Origin of the sequence: Arthrobacter globiformis (assembly GCF_003261175.1) — a bacterium.
Taxonomy (GTDB): Bacteria; Actinomycetota; Actinomycetes; order Actinomycetales; family Micrococcaceae; genus Arthrobacter; species Arthrobacter globiformis_A.
The window spans coordinates 164026-180913 of the sequence record NZ_QLNP01000105.1; the positions used below are offsets into that span (position 1 = coordinate 164026).

A 16888-nucleotide genomic window follows, 5' to 3' on the forward strand; every position below is an offset into this window, starting at 1 on the left:
GCGCGAACCAGCCGCGATGAGGGCGGGCAAATGACAGTCCTCATCATCGGGTTCGTCATGCTGGCCCTGTTGGTCAGCACCGTAATCATGGCGGCGTCCAGCCTCTACATCGAGCACAAGAAACTCCTGTCGCTCGCGGACGGCGCCTCCGTGGCGGCCGCCGACTCCTACACGCTTGGCCAGGTGGAAACGACCAGCGGCACTCCGTCGGCACTTCTGAACGGTGACAGGGTCCGGAACGTCGCCGCCGATTATCTCAGCCGCAGCGGCGCCTTCGGACGCGTCGACGCACTGGCCGCCGCGGCGGGAACAGGGACGCCGGACGGTTCCACCTCCGTCGTGGTCCTCAGCGCCACCGTGCACCCGCCGGTGGTCAATTTCCTCATCCCGGATGGCATAACCATTGCCGCCACGTCCACCGCACGCTCCCGGCTGACCCGGTAGCCCAAGCGGCCGGTTCCCCGTCAGGCCGGTGAGGGTGGATAGCGTACGCTTAAACAACCATGGCTCAAATTGATTTTGCTGCAGAAATCCGCGCGCTGCGCGGCACCTATACCTCCATCGAAAAGGTCACCGATGTCGAGGCGCTCAAGGAAGAGATCGCAGAACTGAGCGAGCGGGCCGGCGAGCCGGACCTGTGGGATGACCCCGCGGCCGCCCAGGTTATTACCTCGCGGCTGTCGCACCGCCAATCCGAGCTGGAGCGGCTGAACACGCTGGTTTCCCGCATCGACGACCTTGAGGTGCTGGTGGAACTCGGCCAGGACGAGGACGACGCCGACTCCATGGGGGAGGCTGAGACGGAGCTTGAGTCCATCCGCAAGTCGCTGAAGGACCTCGAGGTCGTCACCCTGCTCTCCGGCGAGTACGACGAGCGGGAAGCCGTGGTTACTATCCGCTCCGGTGCCGGCGGCGTGGATGCCGCGGACTTCGCCGAGATGCTGCTGCGCATGTATCTCCGGTGGGCAGAGCGCCACGGCTACCCCACCACCGTCATGGACACCTCCTACGCGGAGGAGGCGGGCCTCAAGTCCGCCACCTTCGAGGTCAACGCGCCGTACGCGTTCGGCACGCTGAGCGTCGAAGCGGGAACACACCGCCTGGTCAGGATCAGCCCGTTCGACAACCAGGGCCGCCGGCAGACGTCCTTCGCTGCCGTGGAGGTCATTCCCCTCATCGAACAGACAGACTCCATCGACATCCCGGACAACGAGATCCGCGTGGACGTCTTCCGCTCTTCCGGCCCCGGCGGCCAGTCGGTCAACACGACCGACTCCGCCGTGCGCCTGACCCACATCCCCACCGGGACCGTGGTGTCCATGCAGAACGAGAAGTCGCAACTGCAGAACCGCGCAGCCGCGCTGAGGGTGCTCCAGTCGAGGCTCCTGCTGCTCAAGAAGGAGCAGGAGGACGCGGAGAAGAAGGCATTCGCGGGCGACGTCAAGGCATCCTGGGGTGACCAGATGCGTTCCTACGTCCTGAACCCCTACCAGATGGTCAAGGACCTCCGGACCGAGCACGAAGTGGGAAACACTACCGCAGTGCTGGACGGCGCCATTGACGACTTCATCGAAGCCGGGATCCGCTGGCGCACTGACAACCGCAACGCCGAACGCTAGGCGCACCCGCCCGGGCAAGGGACCCAATCCCGCGACACGCCCTCTGACTCCCGCCTGAGCGCGGTGGCCCGTGCGTATAGTCGAGAGGCCGGAGCTCTTCTTCCCCCTAGAGAAAGCCCCCGCGCCGGTTGCAGACTATGCCCATAAAGCCGTGTCCTGCAGGGTTTTAGGGTCATGATCCGTTTCGAAAATGTCACCAAGGTCTATGACCAGAAAGCCAGGCCCGCCCTGGATTCTGTCAGCCTTGAAATTGACCGTGGTGAATTCGCCTTCCTCGTCGGCGCGTCGGGATCCGGCAAGTCCACGTTCCTGCGCCTGGTCCTCAAAGAAGACCGCGCCACCTCCGGGATGGTCCACGTCGCCGGCCAGAACGTCGCCAACATCTCCAGCTGGCGCGTGCCCCGCCTGCGCCGCGGAATCGGCGTGGTGTTCCAGGACTTCCGCCTGCTGCCGCAGAAGAACGTCTTCGCAAACGTCGCCTTCGCCATGCAGGTCATCGGCAAGAGCCGCAGCGTCATCCGCGACACCGTCCCCGAGGTGCTCAAGACCGTAGGCCTGGAGGGCAAAGAGAAACGCATGCCGCACGAGCTCTCCGGCGGTGAGCAGCAGCGCGTGGCCATTGCCCGCGCCGTAGTCAACCGCCCCGGCATCCTGCTGGCCGACGAGCCCACCGGCAACCTGGACCCCACCACGTCCATGGGCATCATGGGCGTCCTGGACAAGATCAACCAGAACGGCACCACAGTGGTCATGGCCACCCACGACGACGACATCGTGAACGAGATGCGCAAGCGCGTCGTGGAGCTCAAGAACGGCAAAGTCATCCGCGACGAGGCCCGTGCCCTCTACACGTCGATGCTGCCTGTGGTCGGCCAGTCCCGAAGGCTCAAGGATGCCAGCGGACGCGATGAGGCCGCGCACTCCGGCGGCCAGGCTGCGGGCCAACAGGCAGCACGCGAGCAGGCGGCGCGCGAGCAGGCGGGGGAGGGCCGGCTGTGAGGCTCCAGTTCATCCTTGGCGAGATCGGCGGCGGACTGCGCCGCAACCTTTCGATGGTCGTCTCCGTGATCCTGGTGACCTTTGTGTCGCTGACCTTCGTGGGCGCCGCCGGCATGCTCCAGCTCCAGATCAACCAGATGAAGGGCTACTGGTACGACAAGGTCCAGGTGGCCATCTTCCTGTGCGGGGAAGGGTCGACGGCGGCCGGTTGCGCCTCGGGACCGGTGACGGCGGAACAGCAGGACAACGTGCGGACCCTGCTGGAATCGCCAGCGGTGGCCCAGTACGTCAACGATTTCCAGTTCGAATCCAGGGACGACGCCTACAAGCACTTTAAGGAGCAGTTCTCGAACTCTCCGATCGTGGATTCGGTCACGCCGGACCAGCTTCCCGCCTCGTTCCGAATCAACATGAAGGACCCGGAGAAATACCAGATCATCAGCGAGACGTTCTCCTCGCAGCCGGGTGTTGAAACTGTCATCGACCAGCGGCAGGTCCTGGAGCGGCTCTTCTCCGTGATGAACGCGGCGTCCCTCGTGGCAGTGATCATCGCCGGTGTAATGACGGTGTGCGCCATCCTGCTCATCGCCACTACGATCCGGCTTTCGGCGTTCAGCCGGCGTCGGGAGACCGGCATCATGCGGCTCGTGGGCGCCTCGAAGACAGTGATCCAGCTGCCCTTCATCCTTGAAGGGGTGATCGCCGCGGTAATCGGAGCAGCCCTGGCCTCCGGAACGCTGTGGGCCGTGGCCCACTTCTTCCTGGGCGAATACCTGTCCAAGCAGTACCCCGATACGGCGTTCATTTCGCCGGCGCAGACGCTGCTCCTCGCCCCGGCGCTCGTCGGGCTGGGTGTTGTTCTGGCGGGTACTTCATCTCTGCTCACGCTGCGCCGATACTTGAGGGTGTAGGCCATGCTCATCGAAGGAATGCCCATGACCAGGTCCGGCAGGCCCGTGCGACGAAGCCCGGGCGGGCGCCAGCGCAGGGTTCTTAGTGCCGCCGTGGCACTGGTGCTGGCCGCGAGCCTGGGAGCGTCGGCTCCAACCGCGTTCGCAGGCGACCTTGAAGACCAGCAGGCCGCCCTCAAAGCAGAAGCTGCCCGGGTCCAGCAGTCGCTCGAATTCGTCGACGCAAAGATTTCCAAAGCTGTCGGCGACCTGGTGATCTACCGGGGCCAGCTTCCGGCCGCGCAGCAGGCGCTGCTCGAGGCACAGGGCCGGGTGGCGAGTGCCGTCAAGGAAGTGGAGGCCCTCGCTGCCAGGGTGGATCTGGCCCAGCAGAACAAGGCCAAAATCACCCAGCAGTTGGATGCAGACAAGCAGAAGATCGCCAGCACGAAGAAGCTGATCGGCCAGATCGCGACGCAGGCGTACAAGTCCGGCGGCGTGCCGTCTGACCTCACCCTGTTCTTCGGTTCCAACAACACAGGCAGCCTCACTGACACGATGGACATGGCCGACCAGGCATTGCGCAGCCAGAACTCCGCAATGGACAAGCTCACGCAGCAGAACGCCACCAACGTTAACTCGCAAGCACGCCTGCAGGCGGTCGAAGCCGAGATCAAGGACCTCAAGGCCAAGGCCGATGCGGCGCTGGCCAAAGAGAAGGCCGCCCGCGACGAGGCCGCCGCCAAGAAGGCCAAGGTGGACAAGCTCATCGCCGACACCACCCGCCTGAACAACGAACTCGAGGCAGCCAGGCCCGGAATCCAGAAGAAGCTGGCTGGCGTCAAGGCACGCCAGGACGCCGTCGCTGCCGAAATCAAAGAGCGTGACCGCAGGCTGCGGGAGGCGTGGCTCGCCGAACAGCGGCGGATCGCCGCCGCTGCCGCCGCGGCGGCGAAGGCCAAGGGGGAGCAACCCCCGCCTTACGTGCCACCGGTGACCGGACCGCCGTCGGCCTTTGGCCTCCGCCACCCGTTCCCCGGCAGCGTACCGATCACCTCCGGTTTCGGATGGCGGGCGACGCCGCCCGGCACCATCGATTTCTATGGTGCCGGTGGCTACATGCACACGGGCATAGACTTCGGTGCCGCTTGCGGCACGCCGGTGTACGCGGCGGCGGCCGGCGAAGTTTTCTCAGCCGGCTGGGCGGACGACGGCGGCGGGAACAACGTTAAAATCTCGCACGGTGTGGTCCAGGGCAACTCGCTGACCACGATCTACTACCACAACACCAGTGTGGTGGTCTCGCCTGGACAGCAGGTCAGCCAGGGCCAGCTCATCGCATACTCGGGCACCACGGGAAACTCCACCGGCTGCCACTCGCACTTTGAGACTTGGCTGAACGGTGAAGCTGTTGACCCGATGCGCCTGCTCTGACCAGGGCAGGACCAGGCGGCAGCGGCGTCCTGACGGCGCCGGCCCGCCGGTGCACCTGCCGTAGAATAGTAAGACTTTGTTCCGGTGCCGCCGGGACAGCCAGTACCGAGAACTGAGGAGTTGAACCGTGCCCAAAGAAAGTGGCCGAAAAGTCGTGGCCACCAACCGGAAGGCCCGGCACGACTACCACGTCATGGACACCTACGAGGCCGGGATCGCTCTCATGGGGACGGAGGTCAAGTCCCTCCGCGAAGGCCACGCTTCCATGGTCGACGGGTTCTGCACGTTCTACAACGACGAACTCTGGATGGAGGGCATCCACATCCCTGAATACAACCAGGGAAGCTGGACTAACCATGCAGCGCGCCGGCGGCGGAAACTCCTGCTGCACCGCGAGGAACTCATTAAGATCTCGCACAAGGTCCGCGAATCGGGCTTCACCATTGTGCCGCTGCAGCTGTATTTCGTGGATGGCCGCGCCAAGGTGGAAATTGGCATCGCGCGCGGTAAGAAGGACTACGACAAGCGCCAGACACTCCGCGAGCAGCAGGACAAGCGCGAGGCCCTCCGCGTCATGCGGGAACGCAATCGGCGCTGAGCCGGCGCGACGACACGCGGTGAACCATCAGGAATGATTCGCCGCTGTGATGCGTTATGATTGATAGTCCGGCAGGGATCTGGTCCAGAACCTACGCTCCGCCGGTTTGGTAACAAAATACGGGGATGATCGGTTTCGACGATGTTAGTCGCGACAGGTGAAGCGGGCCGAGGATGCAGAATTATCTCGTAAACGCTGTCTGCAAACCAATAAGTGCCGAATCTAAGCGCACTGACTTCGCTCTTGCTGCCTAAGCAGTAAGACAGTCCGTCAGCCCGAGGTTGCTATCGCCCCGGATCCTGGCGTCATTTAGATAGCCACTGCTGTTTGCTCCCGTCATCGGAGTAAACGGGACTTTTAGATGACTGGGCCCGGATCAGCCGCCTGTTTGCAGGACGGCTGGGGCCGAGAATATCCGACGCAAACTGCGCCCGGAGAAGCCCTGACAACACGACATCGGACGGGGGTTCAATTCCCCCCATCTCCACTGAATCCCGTTACCCAACGGGGAATGCCCGGACCTAGGTCCGGGCATTCCCTGTTTAAAGGTTCGAGCCCCTTGCCGTTCACCCACGGCGTAGCCCGTACGGGACTACCCGCCATCCCTGTGGGGTTGTGACTGGTATCACGAATCCAGCAGTTCGAATCCAGCGGTAGGGAGGCATGCCATGTTTACGGCGGCTGCAAACGAACCGGGCCCCGTCGATGACGGCGCGGCCCTCGACTCCTATTCGGAGACGGTCATCAGCGTGGCCAAGACCGTCACGCCCCATGTGGCCGCCATCGAGATGACGGGGAACCGCCGCAACGGACGGTTCCGGGTCGGCGCCGGGTCCGCGGTCCTGTTCACAGAGGACGGCTACCTGCTGACCAACGCCCACGTGGTTGCCGGCACCCAGAAGGGCCGCGCCGTCTTCGCTGACGGCTCCGGCACGGACCTTGAAGTGGTGGGCGCGGATCCGTTGTCCGATCTTGCAGTGGTCCGGGGCCGCGCCCCGCATGTCGCTCCTGCGGAGTTCGGGGACGCCGAGTCACTGCAGGTGGGGCAGCTGGTGATTGCCGTCGGAAACCCGCTGGGTCTCTCGGGCTCGGTGACGGCAGGTGTGGTCAGCGGACTGGGACGCGCCATCCCTGTCTGGGCCGGACGCAACCGCAGGGTCATTGAGGATGTTATCCAGACCGACGCCGCCTTGAATGCCGGCAGTTCCGGCGGGGCACTGGCGGACTCCCGAAGCCGGATCGTGGGAATCAACACGGCGGTGGCGGGTGCCGGGCTGGGGCTGGCTGTTCCCATCAACAGGACATCGCGCCGGATCATTTCCGCGCTCCTGTCGGACGGCCGGGTCCGGCGCGCCTATCTCGGGGTGGTCAGCACCCCGATCCGCCTGGGCGCCAGCGAAGTGGTCCGCACAGGGCAGCGGGACGGGCTGCGCGTCGTGGAGGTGCTCTCCGGTTCCCCGGCGGAGCAGGCAGGTCTAAAGACCGGCGATGTGCTGCTGCGGGTAGGCTCCCGCGCCGTCAGCAATGCCGAGAGCCTGCAGAAACTCCTCTTCGCCGAGGCCATCGGCGTCCCGATGAACATAGCCGTGCTTCGTGACGGCCACTTAACCGACGTCGCGGCCGTCCCCGGCGAGATGGCGGACTGGGGATAGCCGGGCCGCGGATACAGACTGGGCACTGACTCAGGAGGGGACACAAAACGGGCTGGCCAGGGAATCCTGGCCACCCCGTCCGGTGGTATTGGGCAATCAGCGCTTCTTCAGATGCGCTACGGGGTCCACTGCTCCCTCATGCGGGGCCTTGGCCTTCTTGTCCGCGCGTTTCTGCTTGATGGTCTTGCCCGCTTTTTTCTGCTGTTGCTGGTGCGGCGATTTGTCCGGCATGGCGTGCTCCCTCGTCCGAGGGGCAGGAGGGTGCCCCTCCCTACGTAAATTACGCCTGTTTCAGCCCAGATGTAACTGCCTGGTATGCCCGTCAGCCCGTGACGTCGGCTATTCCCACAAACCTGGTGCCCACGCCGTCGAACTCGCTCCGCACGAAACCGGGCGCGGGCGAGGGAACCTCGGAGGGGCGGTGATGATCGCACACGACGTACGTGAAATCCGGCCACCATTTCTTGGGCCGGGCCGCCTCCTCGTAACCGCAGACCGCGCAGACGAGGTGCACCCATACCGGCCGCTTCCCTGTCCGGTTAGCGCGGGACTGGACGAGCCACGCAGGGGGATTGTCCAGCAGTTCGCCAAGCTGGGCTTCGGTCAGAAGCTTGGGAATGCCGTGGCGCTGCGCCATTTCCAGTGGTACATCCAAGGCAATTGCTGCGTCGCGTCTGCTGATCATCCAGTCCACGATACGGTAAGTCATGAGCGATGCCAGCCAGACCACTGCTCCCACGCGTCTCCAGCGGCAGGTGCTGGCTGTCGCGATCGTGGCGTCTTTCATGGCGATCCTCGACAGCTTCGTTGTCAACCTGGCGCTGCCCGCCATCGGCAGGGAACTCGGCGGCGGCCTCCGCGTCCAGCAGTGGGTGGTGGATGCCTATCTCCTGACGCTCGGGGCGCTCATTCTGGCGGCCGGCTCGCTCTCGGACCATTTCGGACGGGTGCGTGTGCTGCAGTGGGGGCTGGGCGGGTTTGCCCTCACTTCGGTCCTCTGCGGGGCAGCATGGACCGGTGAAATGCTGGTGGTCAGCCGGGGTCTGCAGGGAGTGGCCGGAGCACTCCTGGTGCCCAGTTCGCTGGCGCTGATCGCCAGCCACTTCGACGGCGCCGCCCAGGGGGCGGCCATCGGCAAATGGTCGGCGTGGACCAGTGCCGCCGCCATCGTGGCCCCCTTGATAGGCGGCGTATCCGTGGACCTGCTCTCGTGGCGAGTCATCTTCTTCGTCAACGTCGTGCCGGCGGCTGCCATCTGGCCCGTGCTGGCCAGGCTGCGGAAGGCCGATGCGGTCCCCGGCCCTGCCGGCAGCATCGACATTGCCGGGGCGCTCCTGGCCGTCATCGCACTGGGCGGACCGGTGTACGCTCTGATCGAGCAGGGGACTGCGGGCTGGGGCAGTCCGCAGGTCTGGCTGCCGCTGGCGGCAGGCCTCGTGGCCACGGCGCTCTTCCTCATCCACGAATCGCGCACTGCCGCTCCGCTCCTGCCACTGGGCATGTTCGCGGTCCGGAACTTCGGCTGGGGCAACATCGCCACCGCCGCGATCTACGGTGGCTTTTCCCTCGGGTTCTTTGCGCTGGGTATCTATATCCAGCAGGTCGGCGGCATGAAGGCGACCACCGCCGGCCTGGCGCTGCTGCCCTCGACGGTGATCCTGATGCTGTTGGCATCGTTCTTCGGTGGCCTGGCCGGCAAGTACGGTCCGCGGTGGTTCATGACAGCCGGTCCGGTGCTGTGTGCGGCCGGATTCCTGCTGACGCTGTCCGTTGGCGGCTCCCTGAATTACTGGACCCAGATCCTGCCCGGGCAAGTCGTCTTCGGCCTCGGCCTATCCATGACAGTGGCACCCCTGACGGCGGCCATCCTGGGATCAGTCGCTGAGAAGCAGGCCGGCGTGGGCTCGGCGGTGAATAATGCTGTTTCGAGGATCGCCGGCCTGGTCTGCATAGCCTTTGCGGGCTTCATCGTCGGTCCGGAACTGACGACGCCGGGCCTGCACCGCGCGCTGCTGGCCACGGCCGCGCTGCTGCTGCTGGGTGCGGCCTGCTCCGCCGTCGGAATCCGCAACCCGGTGCCGGCTAGCCGCCGCTGACCGCGATTCCCGCCGCGGCAGCAGCCAGCCCCAGCACCAAGTTGGCGAGGATGTTGGCGGCGGCGGCCAGGTAGCGCCGTTCGCTGGCCAGCCGCACCGTCGCAGTGGTCCAGGAACTGAACGTGGTCAGGCCGCCGGCGAACCCGGTGGCCAGGGCAGAGTGCCATTCGGGGCCGAACACCGCTGCGGCGCCCACGGACAGCCCGATCACGAACGAGCCGGCCACGTTGACCAGCAGGGTAGCCCAGGGCCAGTGCCGCCGCGGCGACGGGAAGCCGGCCAGCCAGCCATCTACGGCGAACCGGAGAAGGGCTCCGGCGATACCGAAAAGACCCACGAGGAGCGCCGTCACCGTCCAGCACCACGAGGAGCGCCGCGGAAGGCGCGGGGCGCGCCGAGTACCCTGCCCGTCCGCCATCCGGCGGCAGCCGCCGCCAGCCCCAGCAGGACAGAGAGTCCGAGGTAGATAAGGCCCGGGCCGGGCAGCCCGCTGCGGGTCAGCTGGTCAGTGGAAAATACGACGGCGGAGAAGGTGGTGAAGGAACCCAGCACGCCCGGCCCGATTGCCGCACGGAGCCAGAACGCGGTCTGCGGCCGGGTGATCCAGATGGTGGTGAGGGCTGCCAGCACGAAGCTGCCGACGAGGTTAATGCCCAGCGTGGCCCACGGCAGCTCTCCCGCCTGGTCGGGGAACAGCAGGCCCAGCCCGTACCGGAGTTCGGTGCCGAGCAGGCCGCCGGCGGCCACGGCCGTCCAGACCCGCCAGCCGTAGCCGGAGCCCGTCGTGGGGGCCGCGCCGGTGCTGCCGGCCAGGGGAGCCCGCACCAGTGCCTACAGGCCGGCCATGCGGCAGCCGGGATGTGCGGAGTCGCTGTGGATCCAGAGCGCGGAGGCTACTTCGTCGGCGAGGTCGACGTCGCGGCTGGTCCCAGGGGAGCCGATGCGGACAACCAGGGCGCCGCCGAAGGGCTTGCGGCCGCGCACCTCGACGTCGGCGTCGAGGTTGATCTTTTCGGCGGCAAGGTAGCGCAGCAGCTCCGGGTTCTCGTCGCTGATCCGGGTGATCCTGCCGGTGTGGCCGTCGTCGAGCTCGGTCATCCGGTGGGCGGACGGCATCCGGACAGAACCGTCGGCCGAGGGGATCGGATCGCCGTGCGGGTCCCTGGACGGGTTGCCCAGCCGGGCTGCCAGCCTCTCAACGAACGTGTCCGAGACCGCATGTTCCAGCTGTTCGGCCTCGTCGTGGACTTCATCCCAGCTGTATCCCAGGTCCTTGACCAGGTAGGTCTCAATGAGCCGGTGCCGCCGGACCATGGAGAGGGCAAGCCGGACTCCCTGCGGCGTGAGCGTGATGGCGCTGTACGGCTTGTGGAGGACCAAGCCCTGGTCCTTGAGCTTGCGCACCATCTCGGAGACCGAGGAATTGGCCACGCCGAGGCGCTGTGCAAGCTGGGTGGAGGTAATGGGCTTGTCCTGCCATTCCGTGAAGGAATAGATGACCTTAACGTAGTCCTCGATTGAGGAGGAGGGCGTACTGGTCTTCACAGCTTCAAGCCTACCTGCTGCCACCGCGGCGTTACGCCCGGACAGCCCGCCAGGTCTGGGTGAGGTAGGGGAGCTGCAGCAGTTCGCCCTCGGCATGCCCCAGGTGTTCGTGCAGGTACCAGGCCAGGTTGCCGGTCACCTTGGTGCGGGTGGCGTCGTTGGCCGCGAGGTAATAGCTGCGCGACTTGGCCAGTTCGAGGATGTCCTCTGGGGTGACGGGATCCTCCCACCGGGTCAGGTGGCTTTCGAGGGACGTGAATTCCGGGCCGATTTTGGGGCGGAAGTGGGGTTTGTGGACGTCCCCGGCGTGCATGATGCGGGACAGCCGGTGCACCCAGGGCACTGATGTGTCCAGCTGGTTCCAGATCAGGCCCAGCACCCCGTGCGGCTTGAGGATCCGGGAAATCTCGGTGCTGGCCCGCAGCGGGTCGCACCAGTGCCATGCCTGAGCAACGCTGACGACGTCGAACGCCGCCTCGGGCAGTCCGGTTGCCTCCGCGGTCCCTTCCAGAGCTTGAACCGCGGGGTAGGCACGGCTGAGCTGCTCCAGCATGTCCATGGAAGGATCCACCGCGCTGACGCTCAGTCCGCGTTCCACCAGCAATGCCGTGAATTTGCCGGTTCCGGCGCCAATGTCGGCAGCAGTGCTGGCCCCGGCTGGAATGAGCCAGTCGGCGGAATCAGCAGAGTAGCCGGGACGGACGCGGTGGTAGTGCTCGCCGCCGTCCTGGAAGCTCTGCCCAAGCTCCTGCCGCCGTCCGTGATGAAGTTTGGGACCGCCCCGTGCCACGCACAGTCTCCTTAGCCCGACGTCGAAAATTACCTTTCGAATTTACCGCACGGGGACCGTTGCCGTAGCAGGCCGGGGGTGACGGCTTTGTCCGGGTTGGCGGCTAGTCCTGCACGCAGGGTGCGGCGCCCGCGGTGCCGGGGGTGTTGGGTGCCCACTCCGGGTAGGTGCGGGTGTCGTTCGCCGGGACCCAGCGTCCGGCGTCCACCACGTAGTCCCAGCCGAGGCCGGAGCGGCGGAGTTCTTCGATGCCGGCGAGCAGCCGCTGGGCGTCCTCGACCCGCGATCCCACACCGAAGCTGGCACGCAGGGATCCGGACGGCAGGCCCAGGCGCTTCAGCAGCGGGTGCGCGCAGAAGCGGCCGTCGCGCAGGCCCACGCCGTGTTCGGCGGACAGGTAGGCGGCCACCAAACCTGCGTCGTAGCCCTCCACGGAGAAGTTGACCACGCCGATGGCGTCGTCCGGGTCGCTGTCGGCGAAGATCTGGTGGACGGTGACGCCGTCGATCTTGCGCAGCCCCTCGATGAGGAAGGACCGGATGGCGGCCTCATGGGCGTGCCAGCCCTGCGGATCAAGGGCAGCGATGACCTGGGTTGCCCGGGCCAGGGTGGCCGCGCCGAGCACGTTGGGTGAGCCGCCCTCGTGGCGGGCAGGGCCGGTGGCCCAGCTGACGCCGTCGAGCCTGGCCTCGCTGACGGCGCCGCCGCCGGCGAGGTGGGGGGTGCCGGCGTCGAGCCAGTCGGGGCGGCCGATCAGGACGCCGGCCCCGAAGGGGGCGTAGAGCTTGTGGCCGGAGAAGGCGAGGTAGTCGACGTCGTCCGCGGCGATGTTGACGCGGCGGTGCGGCGCGAGCTGCGCGGCGTCCACCACGATCCGGGCGCCGTATTCGTGGGCCAGCGCAGCGAGGCGCCGGATCGGAAGGATTTCGCCGGTGACATTGGAGGCGCCGGTCACGGCGAGGAGGCTGACATCGCCGTGCTCCAGCTCGGCGCGCAGGCTGCCGATCGTGGCTTCCAGCGTCTCCGATGCCACTACGCTGCGGTGCGGCACTCCCTGCCACGGCAGCAGGTTGGCGTGGTGTTCGATGTCCAGGTACAGCACTTCACCGGTGTGGTGGTGGTCCTCCACGGGCAGGCAGCCGGCGAGGAGGTTGAGGGAGTCGGTGGTGTTGCGGGTGAAAATGACGGCGTCATCGGCGCGGCCGCCCACGAACTCCCGCACGATGTTCCGCGAGTTCTCGTATACGGAGGTGCTGATCTGCGAGGCATAGCCGGCGCCGCGGTGCACGCTGGCGTAGTACGGCAAGATCTCGTTGAGGTACGCGGAAACCACCGACAGCGCGGGCGCGGAGGCGCCGTAATCCAGGTTGGCGTAGCGGACGTGGCCGCCCTGGATCAGAGGAGCCTGGATTTCTGCGCCGGTGACGGCTGCCAGGGGACGGCCGGCGGCGGCAAATCGGCCGTCCAGCAGGGCCGCGTCCGCGGCAGAAGACTCGGTGGAAGAAATGGTTGCAGTCGTCATGGGACCTCACTGAGAAAGGACCCCGTGTGACGGGGATCCGCGCTTGCCGGGTCCGTTCCGGATCGGCCTGGTCGTCACCCGGGGCACCCCACCGCGAATGGAGGGTTGCCGGCCAGCTAACCGGGGTTTAGCGCTGGCACTCGTGACCTGTTACGAGACTAGGACATCCGGACGGGCGATGAAAAAGCCTGTCCGGAATGTTAAGCGGATTATTACGCAGCGCAGATATCGGGCCTCAGGCCGAATAAACGACGGCGAACGCCCCGGAAGGGGGCATTCGCCGTCGTAATATTCAGAGCAAGAGGCGCAGGCCGCGGTGGGACGAAAACTAGAGCAGATCGTCCAGCTGCGGGTTCAGGCGCTTCAGGACTTCCGAGTGCAGGATCGAGTTGGTCGCCAGCGCATTGCCGCCGAACGGGCCGTCGGTGCCTTCGAGGGAGGTGAAACGGCCCCCTGCCTCGGTCACGATCGGCACCAGCGCGGCCATGTCGTAGAGGTTCAGCTCAGGTTCGCAGGCGATGTCCACGGCCCCCTCGGCCACCATGCAGTAGGACCAGAAATCACCAAAGGCCCGGGTGCGCCAGACCTCCTCGGTGAGCTGGAGGAACTCATCGAGGTTTCCGCGGTCCTTCCAGCCGCCGAGGCTGGAGTAGGACAGTGAGGCGTCGGCGAGGCTGGACACATTGGATACCTTAAGCCTCGTGGCGGCAGCGAGGGAACGGCCCGTGTAGGCGCCGGCGCCCTTGGCCGCCCACCAGCGCTTGCCCAGCGCAGGCGCGCTGACCACGCCGACCACGGGTTCGCCCTCGTCCACGAGGGCGATCAGCGTGGCCCACACCGGCACTCCGCGGACAAAGTTCTTGGTGCCGTCGATGGGGTCGATGATCCAGCGGCGGGAACCGTGGCCGGAACTTCCGAACTCCTCACCGAGGACGGCGTCACGGGGACGGGAACGGGACAGCTGGCCGCGGATGGACTCCTCGGCGGCCTTGTCCGCATCGGTGACCGGCGTCAGATCCGGCTTCGTCTCGATCTTGAGGTCCAGCGCTTTGAACCGGCTCATGGTCTGGTCGTCCACGGAATCGGCCAGCACGTGGGCCAGACGCAGGTCATCGTTGTACGTTGAAGCGGGTTGGGTCATGGATCCAAACTACCCTCAAAGGCACGGCGGGGCGGGGAGGCAGCTGCCGGGCTGCGCCGCGGGAGGCTAGCCGACGCTGCCGAGTTCCTTGGTTTCCTGGGCCTCCATGCGCGGGTCGGTGCCCAGCAGGCGGCGCAGGGACGCGAGCCTGGCTGCTCCGGTTGGGCCGGCATGCCCGGCCGCTACCCACGCATCCACACCGCAGTTGACGGCGGTGGCGTCGTGCTTGCAGCCTCGTTCGCAGGCCTCGGTGCCCGGCTCAAGGTCGGGGAAGGAGTGCAGGATGCGGTCCGGGTCAACGTGGGCCAGCCCGAAGGAGCGGATGCCCGGAGTATCGATGATCCAGCTCCCCGCCGGGGCGTCAGCGAGCTTGAGGGCAAGGGCCGACGACGACGTGTGCCGTCCGCGGCCCGTCACGGCGTTGACGCCGCCCGTGGCACGTTCGGCGCCCGTCAGGGCGTTGACCATGGTGGATTTTCCGACGCCGGAATGGCCCAGCATCACGGTCACCTTGCCGTCCAGGTGGGCGCGGAGCTCGGACACGGCGGCAACGTCGAGCCGGGCGGAGAGGCCGTCGTCGGACCGGGCGTCGATGCCGCCGGCCTCGGAATCGGCGGTGCGGCTGATGATGACCGGAAGGTCGAGGTGGCGGTAGTTGTCCAGCAGCCCGGTGGGGTCCTTGACGTCCGCCTTGGTGACCAGCAGCAGTGGTTCGATCCCGGCGTCGTAGGCTGCCACCAGCGCCCGGTCAATAAATCCGGTGCGGGGTTCCGGGTTGGCCGCGGCGACAACCACCACCAGCTGGTCCGCGTTGGCGACAACCGCCCGTTCCACGGGATCCGTGTCATCGGCGCTGCGGCGCAGCAGGGTTTTGCGGTCCTGGATCTTCACGAGCCGTGCAAGGGTGTCGGGCTCGCCGGAGACATCGCCAACGAGGGACACGAAGTCTCCGGCTACCACGGGGGAGCGGCGGAGTTCCCGGGCACGGGCGGCGATGACCGTCCGCTCGTTGCCCGAATCCTCGCCTACGACAGCTGTGTAACGCCCCCGGTCAACGGTGATGATCCGTCCGGTTACGGCGTCCTCATGGCTTGGGCGGTCCTTCGTCCGGGGCCTGGAACCCTTTTTGTTCGGCCGGATCCGGACGTCGGATTCGTCCCAGGAATCAGTGCTGCGTGCCACCGGGGGTCCCTGCGGTGTTGGCGCTTGCCGTGTCTGCGCCTGCGCTGTTGGCGCCCGCGCCACCCAGCTGTCCGAGCATGTCCGCCCAGAGCTTGGGGAAGTCCGGCATGGTCTTGGACGTTGTGGCGATGTCCTGCACTTCCACGCCCCTGACCGCCAGCCCGAGGATGGCCCCGGCGGTGGCCATCCGGTGGTCGGCGTAGCTGTGCACGACGCCGGCATGCAGCTCCGCGGGCCGGATGATGAGTCCGTCCTCTGTTTCCTCGACGTCGCCGCCGAGGCGGTTGATTTCGGTGACAAGCGCCGCGAGCCGGTCCGTCTCGTGTCCGCGGAGGTGGGCGATGCCGCTCAGCCGGGAGGGGCCGGAGGCCAGCGCGCACAGCGCGGCGACGGTTGGTGCGAGCTCGCTGGTTTCGGCGAAGTCCGCCCCCTTGATGTCGCTGCCGCCGGTCACCGTCAGGGTGCCGTCCTGCAGGGTCACCGCGGCCCCCATGTCGGTAAGGATGCTGCGCCACATGTCGCCCACCTGTGTGGTGTGCTCCGGCCAGTCCGGAATCCGTACGGTGCCGCCCGTCGCCAGGGCAGCGGCCAGGAACGGGCCGGCGTTGGACAGGTCCTGTTCGATGCGCTGGTCGAACGCACGGATCGGGCCGGGGCTGACAATCCAGTGGTTCGGCGTGGAGTCATCCACCACCACGCCGGCGCCGCGCAGCACGGCAATGGTCATGTTGATGTGGTCCAGGCTCGGGACCGTGCTACCGGAGTGTTCTGGGCTTGAGTGTTCAAGGTGCAGGCCGTCCGTGAAGCGTGCTCCCACCAGCAGCAGGGCGGAAACGAACTGCGAGGACGCGCTGGCGTCAATGACGAGGTGGCCGCCGCGGACCTGACCCGTGCCTTCGACGCGGAACGGCAGCGAAGCGGGCATACCGCCGTCCTCGCCGCTGACGGTGACGCCCAGGCCTGCAAGCGCCTCGATGATGGTTCCCATCGGACGCGCCCGGGCGTGGGGGTCGCCGTCGAAAACGGTGGCACCGCTTCGGAGCGCCGCCAGTGGCGGAACAAACCTCATGACCGTCCCGGCCAGGCCGCAGTCGATGGCGACGTCGGCACCACCGGAGTTGGCCGGAATCGGCGTCACCTCCAGGTCCGGGCCGAAGGCGCCTTCGCCCGGCACTTCCCGGATGTCCGCGCCCAGCTGGCGCAGGGCTTCGATCATCAGCGCTGAGTCGCGGGAGTGCAGTGGCGCCCGGAGCCGGGACGGCCCGTCGGCCAGCGCGGCGAGCACCAGGTATCTGTTGGTCAGCGACTTTGAGCCCGGCACGCGGACCGTGGCGTCAACCGGCTGCTCCGCAAACGGCGCAGGCCAGTGCGGAGCTGCGCCGGAGGTCTTAGCGGACGCGCCCATGGGTGAAGCCGTCAT

18 protein-coding genes, 1 other RNA gene and 1 riboswitch are annotated in these 16888 nt (G+C 66.7%); of the genes, 9 read left to right on the top strand and 10 right to left on the bottom strand.

Features of this window, described 5'->3' with window-relative positions; translation table 11 throughout:
* The first annotated feature begins 30 nt into the window (after positions 1–30).
* The 8 genes from DBZ45_RS21515 to DBZ45_RS21550 all read left to right on the top strand — a co-directional run bounded on the left by DBZ45_RS21515 (position 31) and on the right by DBZ45_RS21550 (position 7192).
* A complete protein-coding gene (locus DBZ45_RS21515; protein ID WP_111905841.1) occupies positions 31–444 on the top strand; it encodes a pilus assembly protein TadG-related protein in 414 nt (137 codons plus the stop codon).
* Positions 445–503: 59 nt separating this feature from the next.
* Positions 504–1619, top strand: coding sequence for a peptide chain release factor 2 (prfB, locus tag DBZ45_RS21520; protein WP_111905842.1), 1116 nt, complete (start codon positions 504–506; stop codon positions 1617–1619).
* 174 nt (positions 1620–1793) lie between these two features.
* Complete coding sequence (gene ftsE / locus DBZ45_RS21525; protein ID WP_111905843.1) at positions 1794–2618, top strand: cell division ATP-binding protein FtsE; 825 nt, start codon at positions 1794–1796, stop codon at positions 2616–2618.
* Positions 2615–3529: a permease-like cell division protein FtsX gene (ftsX, locus tag DBZ45_RS21530; protein ID WP_111905844.1), complete on the top strand. Its 915-nt coding sequence runs from the start codon at positions 2615–2617 to the stop codon at positions 3527–3529. The genes ftsE and ftsX overlap by 4 nt, the downstream gene beginning before the upstream one ends.
* Before the next feature lie 24 nt (positions 3530–3553).
* The gene (locus DBZ45_RS21535) at positions 3554–4942 is read left to right on the top strand and encodes a M23 family metallopeptidase (RefSeq protein WP_111905845.1); all 1389 of its coding nucleotides are present in this window, start codon (positions 3554–3556) and stop codon (positions 4940–4942) included.
* A gap of 127 nt (positions 4943–5069) precedes the next feature.
* Positions 5070–5540: an SsrA-binding protein SmpB gene (gene smpB / locus DBZ45_RS21540; RefSeq protein ID WP_111905846.1), complete on the top strand. Its 471-nt coding sequence runs from the start codon at positions 5070–5072 to the stop codon at positions 5538–5540.
* Positions 5541–5661: 121 nt separating this feature from the next.
* Positions 5662–6030, top strand: a transfer-messenger RNA (tmRNA) gene (gene ssrA, locus DBZ45_RS21545).
* A 178-nt stretch (positions 6031–6208) separates the two neighbouring features.
* Positions 6209–7192, top strand: a complete 984-nt coding sequence (locus DBZ45_RS21550) for a S1C family serine protease (protein ID WP_111905847.1) — start codon at positions 6209–6211, stop codon at positions 7190–7192.
* Between the two features lie 96 nt (positions 7193–7288).
* Here DBZ45_RS21550 and DBZ45_RS23435 read toward each other — a convergent pair whose 3' ends face one another.
* Positions 7289–7423, bottom strand: coding sequence for a hypothetical protein (locus DBZ45_RS23435; RefSeq protein ID WP_262982881.1), 135 nt, complete (start codon positions 7421–7423; stop codon positions 7289–7291).
* A 91-nt stretch (positions 7424–7514) separates the two neighbouring features.
* Positions 7515–7877: a hypothetical protein gene (locus DBZ45_RS21555; protein WP_111906018.1), complete on the bottom strand. Its 363-nt coding sequence runs from the start codon at positions 7875–7877 to the stop codon at positions 7515–7517.
* A 22-nt stretch (positions 7878–7899) separates the two neighbouring features.
* Between DBZ45_RS21555 and DBZ45_RS21560 the strand changes: the two genes are divergently transcribed.
* Positions 7900–9288, top strand: a complete 1389-nt coding sequence (locus tag DBZ45_RS21560) for an MFS transporter (RefSeq protein ID WP_111905848.1) — start codon at positions 7900–7902, stop codon at positions 9286–9288.
* Here the strand turns inward: DBZ45_RS21560 and DBZ45_RS21565 are convergent.
* The 8 genes from DBZ45_RS21565 to aroA form a co-directional block, all read right to left on the bottom strand.
* A complete protein-coding gene (locus DBZ45_RS21565) occupies positions 9275–9640 on the bottom strand; it encodes a fluoride efflux transporter FluC (RefSeq protein ID WP_111905849.1) in 366 nt (121 codons plus the stop codon). The genes DBZ45_RS21560 and DBZ45_RS21565 overlap by 14 nt on opposite strands.
* The gene (locus DBZ45_RS21570) at positions 9637–10113 is read right to left on the bottom strand and encodes a fluoride efflux transporter FluC (protein ID WP_111905850.1); all 477 of its coding nucleotides are present in this window, start codon (positions 10111–10113) and stop codon (positions 9637–9639) included. Before DBZ45_RS21570 ends, DBZ45_RS21565 begins: the two co-directional genes overlap by 4 nt.
* A 6-nt stretch (positions 10114–10119) precedes the next feature.
* Complete coding sequence (locus DBZ45_RS21575) at positions 10120–10833, bottom strand: metal-dependent transcriptional regulator (RefSeq protein WP_111905851.1); 714 nt, start codon at positions 10831–10833, stop codon at positions 10120–10122.
* A gap of 31 nt (positions 10834–10864) precedes the next feature.
* On the bottom strand, positions 10865–11623 hold the full coding sequence (locus DBZ45_RS21580; protein WP_111905852.1) for a class I SAM-dependent methyltransferase: 759 nt from the start codon (positions 11621–11623) through the stop codon (positions 10865–10867).
* Between the two features lie 103 nt (positions 11624–11726).
* Positions 11727–13145: an aminotransferase class V-fold PLP-dependent enzyme gene (locus tag DBZ45_RS21585; RefSeq protein ID WP_111905853.1), complete on the bottom strand. Its 1419-nt coding sequence runs from the start codon at positions 13143–13145 to the stop codon at positions 11727–11729.
* 34 nt (positions 13146–13179) lie between these two features.
* Positions 13180–13293: riboswitch (SAM riboswitch) on the bottom strand.
* Between the two features lie 180 nt (positions 13294–13473).
* Positions 13474–14286, bottom strand: a complete 813-nt coding sequence (gene hisN, locus DBZ45_RS21590; RefSeq protein WP_111905854.1) for a histidinol-phosphatase — start codon at positions 14284–14286, stop codon at positions 13474–13476.
* 66 nt (positions 14287–14352) lie between these two features.
* Entirely contained in the window at positions 14353–15468 is a 1116-nt protein-coding gene (rsgA, locus tag DBZ45_RS21595; RefSeq protein ID WP_111905855.1) for a ribosome small subunit-dependent GTPase A, read from the bottom strand.
* Positions 15452–16873 (bottom strand): 3-phosphoshikimate 1-carboxyvinyltransferase, encoded by a 1422-nt coding sequence (gene aroA / locus DBZ45_RS21600; RefSeq protein ID WP_111905856.1) that lies wholly within the window; start codon positions 16871–16873, stop codon positions 15452–15454. Before aroA ends, rsgA begins: the two co-directional genes overlap by 17 nt.
* Positions 16874–16888 lie beyond the last annotated feature (15 nt).

Bases quoted from the DNA above. Each gene is read 5' to 3' on its own strand.
- DBZ45_RS21515 (WP_111905841.1), top strand. From the start codon at position 31: ATGACAGTCCTCATCATCGGGTTCGTCATGCTGGCCCTGTTGGTCAGC.
- prfB (WP_111905842.1), top strand. From the start codon at position 504: ATGGCTCAAATTGATTTTGCTGCAGAAATCCGCGCGCTGCGCGGCACC.
- ftsE (WP_111905843.1), top strand. From the start codon at position 1,794: ATGATCCGTTTCGAAAATGTCACCAAGGTCTATGACCAGAAAGCCAGG.
- DBZ45_RS21535 (WP_111905845.1), top strand. From the start codon at position 3,554: ATGACCAGGTCCGGCAGGCCCGTGCGACGAAGCCCGGGCGGGCGCCAG.
- DBZ45_RS21550 (WP_111905847.1), top strand. From the start codon at position 6,209: ATGTTTACGGCGGCTGCAAACGAACCGGGCCCCGTCGATGACGGCGCG.
- DBZ45_RS23435 (WP_262982881.1), bottom strand. From the start codon at position 7,423: ATGCCGGACAAATCGCCGCACCAGCAACAGCAGAAAAAAGCGGGCAAG.
- DBZ45_RS21555 (WP_111906018.1), bottom strand. From the start codon at position 7,877: ATGATCAGCAGACGCGACGCAGCAATTGCCTTGGATGTACCACTGGAA.
- DBZ45_RS21560 (WP_111905848.1), top strand. From the start codon at position 7,900: ATGAGCGATGCCAGCCAGACCACTGCTCCCACGCGTCTCCAGCGGCAG.
- DBZ45_RS21585 (WP_111905853.1), bottom strand. From the start codon at position 13,145: ATGACGACTGCAACCATTTCTTCCACCGAGTCTTCTGCCGCGGACGCG.
- hisN (WP_111905854.1), bottom strand. From the start codon at position 14,286: ATGACCCAACCCGCTTCAACGTACAACGATGACCTGCGTCTGGCCCAC.
- aroA (WP_111905856.1), bottom strand. From the start codon at position 16,873: ATGGGCGCGTCCGCTAAGACCTCCGGCGCAGCTCCGCACTGGCCTGCG.